The organism is Delftia sp. HK171 (assembly GCF_001886655.1).
Classification (GTDB): domain Bacteria; phylum Pseudomonadota; class Gammaproteobacteria; order Burkholderiales; family Burkholderiaceae_C; genus Comamonas; species Comamonas acidovorans.
This window is the reverse complement of record NZ_CP018101.1, coordinates 2,465,693-2,479,157: the sequence shown is the minus strand read 5'-3', so window position 1 is coordinate 2,479,157 and position 13,465 is coordinate 2,465,693. Positions and strand designations below refer to the sequence as shown.

The following is a 13,465-nucleotide window of genomic DNA, read 5'->3' as shown; positions in this document are numbered from 1 at the left end:
TCGAGGCGGTCAGGGCCGGCGCATGCGGCACATCGCAGGCTGCTCGGCATGCGCCGCCTCGATCTCTCGCACCACACGGAAGCCGTAGCCCGAGCCCTCCACATCGAAGGGCACGCCGGGCGCGCCCTGCCTGTCCATGACGCCGACCACCAGCGCCTGCTGGAACTGGTGGTCGGCCGCGCGCATGCGGCCCTTGCGCCCGGCCAGCGCCACCTCGGCGCCTTCCAGCGCCTGCGCCACGGCCACCGTGTCGGTGCTGCCCGCACGCGCCATGGACTGGGCCAGGGCCTCGATCATCAGCTGCATGCGCATGTGCACATAGTCATCGGCAGGCCTGGGAAAGCGCTCGCGGAATGCCTTGTAGAAGGCCTGGCTGTCGGGGCCCGGCACGTTGGGCAGCCAGTCGGCCACGGCCAGCACCTTGCCCACGCCTGCCTCGCCTAAAGCGGCGGGTGCACCCAGCGCATTGCCGTAGAAGGTGTAGAAGCGGCCGTCAAAACCCGCCTCCCGCGCGGCCTTGACCAGCAGCATCAGATCGTTGCCCCAGTTGCCCGTGATCACGGCCTGGGCGCCGCTGGCCTTGATCTTGGCGGCATAGGGCGCAAAGTCCTTGACGCGGCCCACGGGGTGCAGCTCGTCGCCCACGATGGCCACATCGGGCCGCTGCGCGGCCAGCTGGTGCCGTGCCTCGCGCAGCACGGCCTGGCCAAAGCTGTAGTCCTGCCCGATCAGGTAGGCGCTGCGCACGGCCGCGTCCTCGCGCAGCACTTGCATCAGCGCGGCCATGCGCATGTCGGCATGGGCGTCGAAGCGAAAGTGCCAGAAGTTGCAGCGCTCGTTGGTGAGCGCAGGATCGACGGCCGAGTAGTTCAGGTACAGCACGCGCCGGGCCGGATCGCGCTCGTTGTGCTTGGCAATGGCATCGACCAGCACGGCGGCCACGGCCGAAGAATTGCCCTGCATGACCACGCGCGCACCGCCGTCGATGGCTGCGCGCAGCGCGGACAGCGCCTCCTCGTTCTGGCCCTTGCTGTCATGGCGTTCGATGGCCAGGGGCCGGGCGCCGCCCTGCGCGGCCGGCAGTGGCACACCGCCGCGCGCATTCACGCGCTCGGTGGCCCACAGCAGGTTGCGGAACACGGCCTCGCCCGTATTGGCAAAGGGGCCGGACAGGCTTTCGATCAGCGCCAGCCGTATGGGCTCGCCGCGCGGCGGGGGCACGGGCTGTCCGCGTTCGTTTGCGGCCTGGGCCGCCAGCGCGGGCGCCGCAAATAGCGCCATGGCACCGCTTTTCAAGACCTTGCGGCGCAATTTATTCATGGCTTTTTCCCTCTTGAAATGCGTTCAACGCCGCTCAACTACGCTCCATGCGGCGACAACTTCGATGAAGCCGCGCAGTTTATAGGAGCCACTTCACCATGATCTTCTCGCCTGTTCTCCGCCGCAACGCCTTCAACCCCCAAGCCGCCGATCTGGCCCTGCAGCGCTTCCTGCAAGGCACCCTGGGCAACGCCGCCCCCTCCCCCTCGTCGGTGCAGGTGCAGCGCGATGAAAAGGCCACGACGCTGCAGCTGGATGTGCCCGGCCTGTCCCGCGAGCAGCTGCAGCTGAGCATCGAGGGCGCCGTGGTCCGTCTGTCCAGCGTCGAGGGTGCGCCCCGCCAGGTGCAGCGCGCCTGGGAGCTGGACCATGAGATCGACACTGCCGCCAGCAGCGCAAAGCTGGAAAACGGCGTGCTCACGCTGTCCCTGGCCCGCCTGGAACCGCAGAGCAAGGCCACCACGCTGAGCATCCAGTAAATCCGGTCATCGAGTTTGTGCACCCGGGCTGTCAACCAATCCTTTCTTCCCTCCTCTTAGCAAGGTGACAGCCCGTTTTCAAAGCCCGGCACATGCCGGGCTTTTTTTGTGCTGCACAGGCTGCGCATCGAGGTGGCCCGCCGCACAGCGCGGCGATGGGGAAGGCAGAGGCGGCCGAAGAATCAGGCCAGCGAATCGAGCGGCCAGCGCGGCTTGACGTCGAAGGCGTAGTGCCTGTTGGCCACTTCCCGGCCCGCCTGCAGGCGCATGGCGGCGGCCATGGCGATCATGGCGCCGTTGTCGGTGCACAGGTGCAGCTCGGGGTAGTGCACGCGCAGCTTGCGCTTGGCGCAGGCCGCATCCAGCTGGGAGCGCAGCAGCCGGTTGGCACCCACGCCGCCGGCCACGACCACGCGCTTCATGCCGGTCTGCTGCAGCGCGGCCAGGGTCTTCTTGACCAGCACCTCGACGATGGCGGCCTGCGTGCTGGCGGCCAGGTCGGCCTTGCGCGCCTCCAGGTCTTCGCCCAGCTTCTTCGCCTGGGTCAGCACGGCCGTCTTCAGGCCGGCGAAGGAGAAGTCCAGGTCGCCCGAATGCAGCAGCGGCCGGGGCAGCTTGAAGGCCTGGGCATCGCCGCCTTCGGCCAGGCGCGAGAGCACGGGACCGCCCGGATAGGGCAGGCCCATGAGCTTGGCCGATTTGTCGAAGGCCTCGCCGGCCGCGTCATCGATGGTCTCGCCCAGGATGGCGTAGCTGCCCACGCCGTCCACGCGCATCAGCTGCGTGTGGCCGCCCGAGACCAGCAGGGCCACGAAGGGGAATTCGGGGGGATCGGCACTCAGGAAGGGCGACAGCAGATGGCCTTCCAGGTGGTGCACGCCCAGCACGGGCTTGTTCAATGCCGCAGCCATGGCGCAGGCCACGCCCGCACCCACCAGCAGCGCGCCGGCCAGGCCGGGGCCGCGCGTGAAGGCGATCACATCGACCTGGTCCAGCGAGCGGCCGGACTCGCCCAGCACGTTTTCGGTCAGCGGCAGCACGCGGCGGATGTGGTCGCGGCTGGCCAGCTCGGGCACCACGCCGCCGTAGGCGCGGTGCATGTCGATCTGGCTGTGCAGCGCATGGGACAGCAGCGTGGGCACGCCCGTGCCATCGGGGGCCTCGACCAGGGCCACGCCGGTTTCATCGCAGGAGGATTCGATCCCCAGAATCAGCAAACTCATGGGGCTGAAGTGTAGAACCTGCGGGCGCGGCGCACGGCCACCGGCATCAATGGCCCCTGGCAGGCGGGCAGTTGCACGGCCGGCGCTCCGCTACAGGTTGTCTATGTAGGAAGAGCGCGAGAACCGCACGGGCTCGAAGCCGTCGGAGGTCCAGATTTCGCTGGCGATCAGTGCCTGGGCATCCATGGGGCGGGCAAAGTAAAAGCCCTGCAGCTCGTCGCAGCCCAGGGCCTGCAGCACTTCGCGCTGCTGCTGGTTGGTCACGCCTTCGGCCACCACGCGCAGCTCCAGCGCATGGGCCAGGCGCACGATGGCATCGACCACCGCCCGCGCATCGCTCTTGAGGGCCACGTCGCGCACAAAGCTGCGGTCGATCTTCACCTCGTCGGCGCACAGCTGGCGCAGCAGGGCCAGGCTGGAGTAGCCGGTGCCGAAGTCGTCGATGGAAATCTGCACGCCCATGCCCGTGAGTTCGGCAATCACGGCCATGGTGGTCTTGTCGTCCTCCATGGCCACGGACTCGGTGATCTCGAAGACCAGTTGCTCGGGCCGGATGTGGTGCCTTGCGATCGCCTCGGCGATGAACTGCGCCAGCCGCGTCTGAAAGAGCTGGTAGCCCGAGATATTGATGGACACCCGCATGAAGCGCCGCTCGCGCGCCCATTGCGCGGTCTGGCGGCAGGCCTCGTCGATGACCCAGTCGCCGATCTCGCTGATCAGGCCGAAGCGCTCGGCCAGCGGGATGAACACGCGGGGACTGATCAGGCCGAACTGCGGGTGGTTCCAGCGCGCCAGCGCCTCCACGCTGCGGATGCGGCCCGTGCGGGTATCGATCTTGGGCTGATAGAACAGCACCAGCTGCTGGCTGGCCACGGCGCGGCGCAGGGCCTGCTGCAGGTCGAACTGCGCGGCCACGCCCTGGCGCATGCTTTCCTTGAAGATGGCGTAGGTGTTCCCGCCGGCACGCTTGGCCGTGTACATGGCGGCATCGGCCGCCGCCATGAGCTTTTCCTTCTTGCCATGGTCGGGATAGATGGCCACGCCGATGGAGCTGCTGATGGAGACCGCTTTTCCTGGCAGGTCGAACGGCTGGCTCAAGGCCTTCTGCACACGGCCTGCCATGGCCACGGCGTCGTCCACCGAAGCCAGGCAGCCCAGCAGCAGCACGAACTCGTCGCCACCCACGCGCGCCAGCGTGTCCGATTTGCGCGTCATATGGCCCAGGCGCACGGCCACCTGGCACAGCAGCGCGTCGCCTGCGGCATGGCCTTCCACATCGTTGATGGGCTTGAATCCATCCAGGTCGATGTACAGCAGGCCCACGCGCACCGGGCCGCAGGGCCCCGGCTGCTCCACCGAGCTGTCGGCGCGCGCAATCGTGCGGCCCAGCCGGTACTCGAACAGCGCCCGGTTGGCCGTACCGGTCAACGGGTCCCGGAAGGCGATGCGCTTGAGCTTCACATTGGCGCGCAGCAATTTCTCATTGCTCTGCTTGAGCGACTGCGTCAGGCGCTGCGCCTTGCAGCGCATGCGGATGTAGAGCACCGAGCACACCAGCAGGAAGGCCACGAACGCACCGGCACCCCACGGGCCGAGGGCATGCCATCCAGCGAACCAGACGCCCTCATCGGCCAATTGCGCCGACGCGACGCCATCCGGGGCAGCCGCAGGCACCTGACCCTGCACCATGCAGGGCAGCAGCGAAGCCAGCCAGCACGCAAATGCCGGGCCGCGCCAGCGCGCAGGTATCCACCGGGACACCCCATCGGTCATGAACAGCGAATGCATGGGGAAAAACCGATCTTCTCGTGATATTTCAAACTCATGCCGATTCAGCCTCACTGCCGCATTGCGCAGCCCAATGCCGTGGTCTGCGTTGCCATGTGCGCTGGATGAACGGGGCTTTTCTTGAAAAACCGCCCCATTCGCTTTGCAAACATTCGACACGCTTACACGTCAGTTTGTGTATCGAAAATTTCAAATCATTAAAAAAATTCTATCAAATCATCGATACCGTGCCCATGCAAGCACCGCGCGACGCCCCGGCATGGGAATTGCATCCAGGCCCCTTGCACCAAGGCAAACTGCATCAAGGCAGGCAGACAGGACCAAGCCCCCCATGAAAACCGCTCTCAACTTTCTTGTGGCCGCGCGGCAGTGCGAAATCGGCGAGCTGGAGCAACTGCAGCGCACCAGCGCCCTGGTGGATCTGCTCAGCCGCCTCATCCATGCGCTGCAAAAGGAGCGCGGCCTGTCCAACGTGTTTCTGGCCAGCGCAGGCGCGCGCGGCGGCCCCGCCAGGCTGGCGCAGATGGCCGAGTGCGACCGCATGGCCGCTGCGGCGCGCGACGGCTTCGAGCTGGTGGACATGCAGCCCGGCGGTGCGGGACTCACCGGCCACCCCGGCCATGGCGCGCGGCTGTTCAGCCGCATCGCCCATGTGCTGCAGTGCCTGGACGCCTTGCCCGCGCTGCGCGAGCGCGTCGCCAGCCGCACGCTGTCGCCGGAGGCGGCCACGGCCCTCTATATCGATCTGGTGGCCGGCCTGCTGGCCGTGGTCTTCGAGGCGGCGGACAGCGCGCCCGAGCCCGGCATCTCGCGCCTGCTGGTGGCCTTGTTCAACTTCATGCAGGGCAAGGAGTTCGCGGGCCAGGAGCGCGCCACGGGCGTGGCTGCGTTCGGCGCGGGCGTGAGCGATGCGCCGCGCCAGCAGCACTGGCTGCACCTGATCGCCTCGCAGGAGCGCTGCTTTCAGGTCTTTGCGGAGTTCGCGCCGCCCCATTCCCTGGCCGTGTGGCAAGAAAGCAGCGCGGCCGACGCCACGCTGGCCGTGATCGAGCGGCTGCGCCGCGTGGGCTGCACGGCCACGGCGGGCGCGCCTTTGTCCGTGGAGATGGCCGAGCCCTGGTTCGACAGCTGCTCGCAGCGCATGGACGCGCTGCAGACCGTCGAGGCCCGCCTGACGGCCGAGCTGCAGCAGCAATGCCAGCACCGCATTGCCGATGCCCGCACCGCCCTGCAGACGCTGCTGCAGGCGCCTCAGGCCTTGGCGACCACGCCGGTCTCGGCCACGCTGGCGCCGGGCGAGCTGCAGCCCCCGGCTGCACGGCTGGGGCCGCAATTGGACCGTTCCGTGATGGACCTGGTGCAGGACCAGTCGCAGCGCCTGCAGGCCATGCAGGCCGAGCTGGAGACCGTGCGCGCCACGCTCACGGAGCGCAAGCTGCTGGAACGCGCCAAGGGCCTGCTGATGGCGCGGCGCCAGCTCAGCGAAGGCGAGGCCCACAAGCTGCTGCGCCAGACCGCCATGAACCAGAACCGCCGCCTGGCCGATGTGGCGCAGGCCGTGCTTTCCATGGCCGATCTCCTGCCACCCGCGCCTTGAACGCCGGGCCGGTGCGAGCCATGCTGCAGTGCAGCACCGACTTGGTGCCATGGAACGCACCAGAAGGTGGCCCGGCGAGGACTGCAAGGCCGATGGACGGCATGGCCCCCCTGTGAACACGGCCTGGCACGCTTTCTGCATTGACTCTGGCAACTCCCGGCCAAAGGCGGCCGGGACCCCGGTCTTGATTCAAGGCCCCAGGACAACGGCGTCACTCTCCCCGCGCAGCGCGGCTGGAGAGGACGCCGTTTTGCTTGGAGCAGGGCCCGTTTGCAAGTGTTCCATTCCCGACGATCGAAGGAGTTCCGCCATGGCGTCAAGCCCCAAGCCCACCACAGGCCCTCTCACCGCCGGCCCGGCCCTGCCCCGGCGCGACTTTCTGCGCCAGGCCGGCACGCTGGCAGGCGGTGTGGCGCTCTACACCCAGCTGGGCCACCATGGCGCCTGGGCGGCCGGCTCGGATGCGCCAGAGAAGAAAGAGGTGCGCATCGGCTTCATCCCGCTGACCGACTGCGCCAGCGTGGTCATGGCCTCGGTGCTGGGGATCGATCAGAAGTACGGCGTCAAGATCATTCCCTCCAAGGAAGCGAGCTGGGCCAGCGTGCGCGACAAGCTGGTCAACGGCGAGCTGGACTTTGCCCACGTGCTCTACGGCCTGGTCTACGGCGTGCACCTGGGCGTGGGCGGCGCCAGGAAGGACATGGCCGTGCTGATGACGCTCAACCACAACGGCCAGGCCATATCGCTGTCGAAGAAGCTGGCCGACAAGGGTGCCGTCAATGGCGCGGGCCTGGCCAAGCTGATGGCCAGCGAAAAGCGCGAATACACCTTTGCCCAGACCTTTCCCACGGGCACGCATGCCATGTGGCTGTACTACTGGCTGGCGGCCAACGGCATCCACCCGCTCAAGGATGCCAAGGTCATCACCGTGCCGCCGCCGCAGATGGTGGCCAATATGCGCGTGGGCAACATGGACGGCTTTTGCGTGGGCGAGCCCTGGAACCACCGCGCCATCATGGACGGCATCGGCGTCACGGCCGCCACCACCCAGTCCATCTGGCAGGACCACCCCGAAAAGGTGCTGGGCACCACGGCCGAGTTCGCACGCCAGAACCCCAACACGGCACGTGCCGTGACGGCGGCCATCATCGAGGCCAGCCGCTGGATCGACGAGAGCCTGGCCAACAAGACCCGCATGGCCGAGACCATCGCCGGCAAGGCCTATGTGAACACGGGCGTGGATGCCATCAACCAGCGCATCCTGGGCCGCTACCAGGACGGCATGGGCAAGACCTGGGACGACCCCAACCACATGAAGTTCTACGGCGACGGCAGCGTGGGCTACCCCTACCTGTCCGACGGCATGTGGTTCCTGACCCAGCACAAGCGCTGGGGCCTGCTCAAGGACCACCCCGACTACCTGGGCGTGGCCCGCTCCATCAACCGCCTGGACATCTACCAGCAGGCCGCCACCGCCGCCAAGGCCCCGCTGCCAAAGGCGGAGATGCGCAGCAGCAAGCTCATGGATGGCACGGTCTGGGACGGCAAGGATCCGCGCAAGTACGCAGACAGCTTTGCCATCAAGGCCTGAGAGATCCCCTTTGAAGCCCCACCCCACAGAGGAACACACCATGGTCAGCGCCGTCTTCCACTTCCCGGCCGAATCCGCTTCCGCGCCGGCAGCCGCTTCCACACCGATCTCCGCGCAGGTCTCAGGGCCCGCCGCTCCAGCCGCGCCGGCCCCCCAGGCCCGGGCACCCGCCGCCCCGCGCGACTGGGCAGCGCTCTCGCGTGCCTTCTGGCTGGCCGTGCTGCCGCCGCTGTGCGGCCTCGGTTTGCTGGTGGGCGTGTGGTCCCTGGTGGCTGCAGGCTCGGGCCAGAGCATTCCGGGGCCACTGGCGACCTGGCACCAGGCGGTGGAGATTTTCAGCGACCCGTTCTACCGCAACGGCCCCAATGACCAGGGCGTGGGCTGGAATGTGCTCGCTTCGCTGCAGCGCGTGGCCGTGGGCTTTGGCCTGGCGGCGCTGGTCGGCATTCCGGCCGGCTTCGTGATCGGGCGCTTCAATTTCCTGTCGCGCATGTTCAACCCACTGATCAGCCTGCTGCGCCCGGTGTCGCCGCTGGCCTGGCTGCCCATCGGCCTGCTGGTCTTCAAGGGCGCCAACCCGGCGGCCATCTGGACCATCTTCATCTGCTCCATCTGGCCCATGCTCATCAACACCGCCGTGGGCGTGCAGCGCGTGCCCCAGGACTACATGAACGTGGCGCGCGTGCTCAACCTCAGCGAATGGAAGATCGCCACCACCATCCTGTTCCCCGCCGTGCTGCCCTACATGCTGACCGGCGTGCGCCTGGCCGTGGGCACGGCCTGGCTGGTCATCGTCGCGGCCGAGATGCTCACCGGCGGCGTGGGCATCGGCTTCTGGGTCTGGGACGAGTGGAACAACCTCAACGTCAAGAACATCATCATCGCGATCTTCGTGATCGGCATCGTGGGCCTGCTGCTGGAGATGGCCCTGGTCAAGCTGGCAACGGCATTTACGTTCGAAGAGGTGAAGGCATGAATGCATCGTCCAAGTTCATCGAGGTCCAGGGCGTGGAGCAGAGCTTCAAGACCGCCAAGGGCCTGTTTCCGGCGCTGCGCAATATCGACCTGACCATTGCGCGGGGCGAATTCGTCTCACTGATCGGCCACTCGGGCTGCGGCAAGTCCACCCTGCTGAACCTGATCGCGGGCCTGACCACGCCCACCACGGGCGTGCTGCTGTGCGCCAACAAGGAGATCAAGGGCCCCGGGCCCGAGCGCGCCGTGGTCTTCCAGAACCACTCGCTGCTGCCCTGGCTGACCTGCGAGGGCAACATCCACCTGGCCGTGGAGCGCGTCTATGGCCGCACGGAAAGCCGCGCCCAGCTCAAGGCACGCACCCTGGCCGCGCTGGAGCTGGTGGGCCTGGCCCATGCCGCGCACAAGCGGCCCGGTGAAATCTCGGGCGGCATGAAGCAGCGCGTGGGCATTGCGCGCGCGCTGTCGATGGAGCCGCAGGTGCTGCTGATGGACGAGCCCTTCGGCGCGCTCGATGCGCTCACGCGCGCCAAGCTGCAGGACGAGCTGCTGGAGATCGTGGCGCGCACGCAAAGCACCGTGGTCATGGTCACCCACGATGTGGACGAGGCTGTGCTGCTGTCCGACAAGATCGTGATGATGACCAACGGCCCGGCAGCCACCATCGGCGAGGTGCTGGAAGTCGGCATCGCCCGGCCGCGCAACCGCGTGGCGCTGGCCGAGGACGACCGCTACCGCGAGTGCCGCAAGGCGGTGATCGATTTCCTCTACACGCGCCAGGGGCATGTGGAAAAGGCGGCCTGAACCTTCGCCGGTCCTGCCGCCTTCCAGGCCCTGCACATTGCGGGCTGGCCGGGCCCCGGCTCAGTGCCGGCCCGAGATGTAGTGCTCCAGCTGCTCGATGATGAACTTCTGCTCGGAGATGATGTCCTTGACCAGGTCTCCGATGGAGATCAGGCCCAGCAGCTTGCCGCCCTCGTCCACCACGGGCAGGTGGCGCAGCCGGTTCTCGGTCATCACCGCCATGCATTCCTGCGTGGTCTGGGTGGGGCCGACGAAGAGCACGTCGCGCGTCATCACGTCGCGCACCAGGGTGGCGCCCGAAGTGCGCCCCAGCAGCGCGATCTTGCGCGCGTAGTCGCGCTCGGTGACGATGCCTGCGATCTCGCTGCCCTCCATCACGAGCAGGGCGCCAATGCCCTTGTCGGCCATGAGCCGCAGCGCGTCGAGCACGGAATCGGTAGGCGCGATGCTGTACACCGCGCCGCTGGCCTTGGACTTGAGAATGTCTGCAACTGCTGTCATGGGTGCCTTTCAGTCGTTCGCCAATTCGGTTCTAGTGTCATCCGAACTGCGCCCAAAAAGCAACAGGGCCAGCGCGTGTATGCACACGCACCGGCCCTGCCCGTTACCCTGATCCCAACCTATCCGTTAGTCCTGCAATAGAGCCGCCTGCAGCGCATACGACTGGCGCTACCTAAGCCAGGGACGCCGAGCAAGAGCCGCCTCGCGGCGGGGGCGCCTAGCCGACGGCGTCGTCCCCCTCCCGCGAAGCGAGAGAGGGGGCGCCGTGCAACGGGAAGCCGCGAAGCGGCTCAGGGGGTGTTGCATCATTTCAGCGGCGGCCGCCCAGCAGGCTGCCACCAATCTTCATCAGATCGCTGAGACCTACCTGGCCGTCGCCATCCTGATCGAGCAGGCTGCCCAGCAAACCACCACCCAGGCCGCCCTGCTGCTGGGCCTGCGCATGCTCGCGGCCCAGCACCTGGCCCAGGCCGCCGGCATCCATGCCGCCTGCGCTCACGCGCTGTGCAAGAAAGGACATGACGATGGGGGCCAGCAGCTGCAGCAGCTGGGCCGCGCCGCCGCTGCCCAGGCCCGTGGCCTGGCCCAGTCCGTCCTGCGCGCGCTGCTGGTTGCCGCCCAGGATGTGGCCCAGGATGGCCGCGCCATCGAGCCCGCCACCTGCATTGCCGCCCGCGCCTGCGCCGCCACCCAGCAGCGAGCCCAGCAGGCCGCCGAGGTCCAGGCCGTCACCGGCGCCGCCGCTGGCCGCGCCATGGTCGCGCTGCAGCGCGCCGAAGAGATTGGCCGCGCCCTGCGGATCGGCCGCATTGCGGCCCAGCGAGGCCAGCAGCACGGGCAGGGCCGCGCCCACCGCGCTTTCGGTCTGGGCGGGGCTGGCGCCGATCTGGTCCGCCATCTGCTGCATGGGCGCGCCCTGCAGTTGGGCCATCAGTTCGGCGGCCAGGGAAGAGCTGGAGTTCATGGTCGTTCCTTCATCCGGTCGCCCGGTCAACACAAAACCACATGGTATGCGCAAGCCTGCGCAGCGCACATGACGGCGCCACGTCCAAGTGTCAACGATGTTTTCCAGCGGCCGCAGGAACCCGCAGGGGTCAGGTCGTGGTCAGCACCCTCTGCGGCTGCGCGCGCGCCTGCCGCATCTGTGGCGGGCTCTGCACCTGGCTACGTGCCTGGCCGCCTGCCGGGCTCTGTGCCTGGGCCTTCATGGACCGGCGCAGGGCCACGGCATCGCCCGCTGCGGCAGGCGAGCGGCCCGTGGCGTCCAGCCGGAAAACCTGCACGGTTTCCGACACGGTCTGCGCCTGGGCCTGCAAGGCCATGGCCGATGCCGCGTTCTGCTCGACCAGGGCCGCATTCTGCTGCGTGATGCTGTCCAGATGCGCCACGGCCGCATTGACCTGCGAGATGCCGCTGAGCTGCTCGCTGGAGGCGCTGTGGATCTCACCGATCAGCAGGCTCACGCGCCGCACCAGATCCAGCGATTCGATCATGGTCTTCTGCGCCACCTCGGTCCTCTGGTTGCCGTCCAGCACCTTGGCGGCGGAGTCGTCGATGAGCTCGCGGATCTCCTTGGCCGCCGCCAGCGTGCGCTGCGAGAGGCTGCGTACCTCGGCCGCCACGACCGCAAAGCCCCGGCCCTGGTCGCCTGCGCGCGCGGCCTCCACGGCAGCGTTCAGCGCCAGGATATTGGTCTGGAAGGCGATGGAGTCGATGAGCTGCGTGATCTCGCCGATGCGCCCCGACGCGGCCTGGATCTGCTTCATGGTGGCGGCCACCCCATCGACGGCGCCGCTGCTGCGTTCGGCCACCTCGCTGGCCTGGGCGGCCAGGTCCGTGGCCTGGCGGGCCGAGTCGGCCGTGTGCTTGACGGTGCCCGTGATCTCCTCCATGGAGGCCGCCGTCTGCTGCAGGTTGCCCGCCTGGGTTTCGGTGCGCGCGGACAGGTCATGGTTGCCCTGCGCGATTTCCCGGCTGGAGATCTGCATCTTGTCGCTTTCCTCGCGCGCATCGCGCACGATGGACAGCAGGTTCACGTTGAGCTGGCTCAACGCCTTCTGCAGATCGCCCACCACGTCCTTGCGCGTGATGCGTATGGTCTGCGTCAGGTCGCCGGCCGCCAGGCGGTTGGCCAGCAGCACCATCTGCGCCAGCGGCGCCACGGTCAGCCGGTAGGCCCAGGCCCCGGCCAGGCCCGTGAAGATGCAGACCCCCAGCCAGGCCAGCGCAGACCATGCGTCCAGCGTATGCCCACCGGCCAGCGCCGCGCCAAAGGCCGCCGCCACCACCATGAAGAAGATCAGCACCAGCTTGCCGGCCAGGCCCAGGCTCAATGCGTTGGCCAGGCGGCCGCGCAGGTTGTTGCGCAGCAGGTGGCCGGCACGCAGCACGTGCACCCGGCGCCCGGCGTCCTTTTCGGCGCGCATGGTGGCGTAGAGGCGCTCGGCCGCATCCGTCTGCTCGCGCGTGGCCTCGGTGCGCACCGACATGTAGCCCGAGGGCCGGTCGCCCTCCATCAGCGGGGTGACATTGGCCATGACCCAGTAGAAGTCGCCGTTCTTGCGCCGGTTCTTCACGGGGGCGGACCAGGGCAGGCCCGCCGAGATGGTCTCCCACATGTCGCGGAAGGCTTCCTCGGGCATGTCGGGGTGGCGGATCATGTTGTGGGGCTGGCCCAGCAGGTCTTCGCGCTCGTAGCCGCTGACCTCGATGAACATCGGGTTGCAGTAGAGGATGCGGCCCTTCAGGTCCGTGGTGGAGACCAGGGTCTGGCCCTTGGGAAACGAGTACTCGCGCGTACTGACCGGCAGATTAACTCTCATAGGCATCCCTCCCTTGAAGAAGAAAAATCCTGCGTGCCCCATCCGGCCCAGCGAGCCGCTGGCCGGAGTTCAAAGTTTTTACCCCGAACCGCCCCATTTGAAACAAATAAAAACAAAACCTCCATTGGATTCAGACATCTGATAGGACCGTATCGATAGCACGCGCACCGCTTTGATGCATGCGGCGCACCAGCCTGGCACGGCCGCGCGGGCTCGCGTCCCCGGGCGATCAGTCGCCACAGGGCAGCAGGCCTGGCACGCAGCTTGCTAAATCCCGGGCGTGGCCATGAAGGGCCGCAGGGCCAGGCGCAACGACGTGCCATGGCCCGGGACAAAGGCGTCACCCCGCGCGCAGCCATCGGCCG

The 13,465-nt window shown here is 67.8% G+C and carries 11 protein-coding genes; 5 read left to right on the top strand and 6 right to left on the bottom strand.

Annotation, left to right across the window (positions count from 1 at the left end):
* Nucleotides 1–9: 9 nt before the first annotated feature.
* The gene (locus BO996_RS11215) at nucleotides 10–1,320 is read right to left on the bottom strand and encodes a branched-chain amino acid ABC transporter substrate-binding protein (protein WP_071954770.1); all 1,311 of its coding nucleotides are present in this window, start codon (nucleotides 1,318–1,320) and stop codon (nucleotides 10–12) included.
* A gap of 98 nt (nucleotides 1,321–1,418) precedes the next feature.
* On the opposite strand from BO996_RS11215, the gene BO996_RS11210 reads away from it, so the two are divergent.
* Nucleotides 1,419–1,799 carry an Hsp20/alpha crystallin family protein gene (locus BO996_RS11210; RefSeq protein ID WP_012204301.1) on the top strand — a complete coding sequence of 127 codons (381 nt, stop codon included), beginning with the start codon at nucleotides 1,419–1,421 and terminating at the stop codon, nucleotides 1,797–1,799.
* Between the two features lie 182 nt (nucleotides 1,800–1,981).
* On the opposite strand, the gene tsaD is transcribed toward BO996_RS11210, so the two are convergent.
* Both tsaD and BO996_RS11200 read right to left on the bottom strand, forming a co-directional pair.
* A complete protein-coding gene (gene tsaD / locus BO996_RS11205) occupies nucleotides 1,982–3,022 on the bottom strand; it encodes a tRNA (adenosine(37)-N6)-threonylcarbamoyltransferase complex transferase subunit TsaD (RefSeq protein WP_071954769.1) in 1,041 nt (346 codons plus the stop codon).
* A gap of 90 nt (nucleotides 3,023–3,112) precedes the next feature.
* Nucleotides 3,113–4,810, bottom strand: a complete 1,698-nt coding sequence (locus BO996_RS11200; protein ID WP_071954768.1) for a putative bifunctional diguanylate cyclase/phosphodiesterase — start codon at nucleotides 4,808–4,810, stop codon at nucleotides 3,113–3,115.
* A 331-nt stretch (nucleotides 4,811–5,141) separates the two neighbouring features.
* Between BO996_RS11200 and BO996_RS11195 the strand changes: the two genes are divergently transcribed.
* The 4 genes from BO996_RS11195 (at nucleotide 5,142) to BO996_RS11180 (ending at nucleotide 9,777) form a co-directional block, all read left to right on the top strand.
* Nucleotides 5,142–6,407, top strand: coding sequence for a nitrate regulatory protein (locus tag BO996_RS11195; protein WP_071954767.1), 1,266 nt, complete (start codon nucleotides 5,142–5,144; stop codon nucleotides 6,405–6,407).
* Nucleotides 6,408–6,717: 310 nt separating this feature from the next.
* A complete protein-coding gene (locus tag BO996_RS11190) occupies nucleotides 6,718–7,998 on the top strand; it encodes a CmpA/NrtA family ABC transporter substrate-binding protein (RefSeq protein WP_071954766.1) in 1,281 nt (426 codons plus the stop codon).
* Between the two features lie 40 nt (nucleotides 7,999–8,038).
* On the top strand, nucleotides 8,039–8,974 hold the full coding sequence (gene ntrB, locus BO996_RS11185) for a nitrate ABC transporter permease (RefSeq protein WP_071954765.1): 936 nt from the start codon (nucleotides 8,039–8,041) through the stop codon (nucleotides 8,972–8,974).
* Nucleotides 8,971–9,777, top strand: coding sequence for an ABC transporter ATP-binding protein (locus BO996_RS11180; RefSeq protein ID WP_013803472.1), 807 nt, complete (start codon nucleotides 8,971–8,973; stop codon nucleotides 9,775–9,777). The genes ntrB and BO996_RS11180 overlap by 4 nt, the downstream gene beginning before the upstream one ends.
* 60 nt (nucleotides 9,778–9,837) lie before the next feature.
* Here BO996_RS11180 and BO996_RS11175 read toward each other — a convergent pair whose 3' ends face one another.
* From BO996_RS11175 to BO996_RS11165, 3 genes are all read right to left on the bottom strand, one after another.
* Nucleotides 9,838–10,278, bottom strand: a complete 441-nt coding sequence (locus BO996_RS11175) for a CBS domain-containing protein (RefSeq protein ID WP_012204294.1) — start codon at nucleotides 10,276–10,278, stop codon at nucleotides 9,838–9,840.
* Nucleotides 10,279–10,588: 310 nt separating this feature from the next.
* Nucleotides 10,589–11,242 (bottom strand): DUF937 domain-containing protein, encoded by a 654-nt coding sequence (locus BO996_RS11170; RefSeq protein ID WP_071954764.1) that lies wholly within the window; start codon nucleotides 11,240–11,242, stop codon nucleotides 10,589–10,591.
* Nucleotides 11,243–11,372: 130 nt separating this feature from the next.
* A complete protein-coding gene (locus BO996_RS11165) occupies nucleotides 11,373–13,100 on the bottom strand; it encodes a methyl-accepting chemotaxis protein (protein ID WP_071954763.1) in 1,728 nt (575 codons plus the stop codon).
* Between the last annotated feature and the right edge of the window lie 365 nt (nucleotides 13,101–13,465).

Excerpts from the sequence above, each read along its gene's own strand:
- BO996_RS11215 (WP_071954770.1), bottom strand. The coding sequence starts at position 1,320 with ATGAATAAATTGCGCCGCAAGGTCTTGAAAAGCGGTGCCATGGCGCTA.
- BO996_RS11210 (WP_012204301.1), top strand. The coding sequence starts at position 1,419 with ATGATCTTCTCGCCTGTTCTCCGCCGCAACGCCTTCAACCCCCAAGCC.
- tsaD (WP_071954769.1), bottom strand. The coding sequence starts at position 3,022 with ATGAGTTTGCTGATTCTGGGGATCGAATCCTCCTGCGATGAAACCGGC.
- BO996_RS11200 (WP_071954768.1), bottom strand. The coding sequence starts at position 4,810 with ATGCATTCGCTGTTCATGACCGATGGGGTGTCCCGGTGGATACCTGCG.
- BO996_RS11195 (WP_071954767.1), top strand. The coding sequence starts at position 5,142 with ATGAAAACCGCTCTCAACTTTCTTGTGGCCGCGCGGCAGTGCGAAATC.
- BO996_RS11190 (WP_071954766.1), top strand. The coding sequence starts at position 6,718 with ATGGCGTCAAGCCCCAAGCCCACCACAGGCCCTCTCACCGCCGGCCCG.
- ntrB (WP_071954765.1), top strand. The coding sequence starts at position 8,039 with ATGGTCAGCGCCGTCTTCCACTTCCCGGCCGAATCCGCTTCCGCGCCG.
- BO996_RS11180 (WP_013803472.1), top strand. The coding sequence starts at position 8,971 with ATGAATGCATCGTCCAAGTTCATCGAGGTCCAGGGCGTGGAGCAGAGC.
- BO996_RS11175 (WP_012204294.1), bottom strand. The coding sequence starts at position 10,278 with ATGACAGCAGTTGCAGACATTCTCAAGTCCAAGGCCAGCGGCGCGGTG.
- BO996_RS11170 (WP_071954764.1), bottom strand. The coding sequence starts at position 11,242 with ATGAACTCCAGCTCTTCCCTGGCCGCCGAACTGATGGCCCAACTGCAG.
- BO996_RS11165 (WP_071954763.1), bottom strand. The coding sequence starts at position 13,100 with ATGAGAGTTAATCTGCCGGTCAGTACGCGCGAGTACTCGTTTCCCAAG.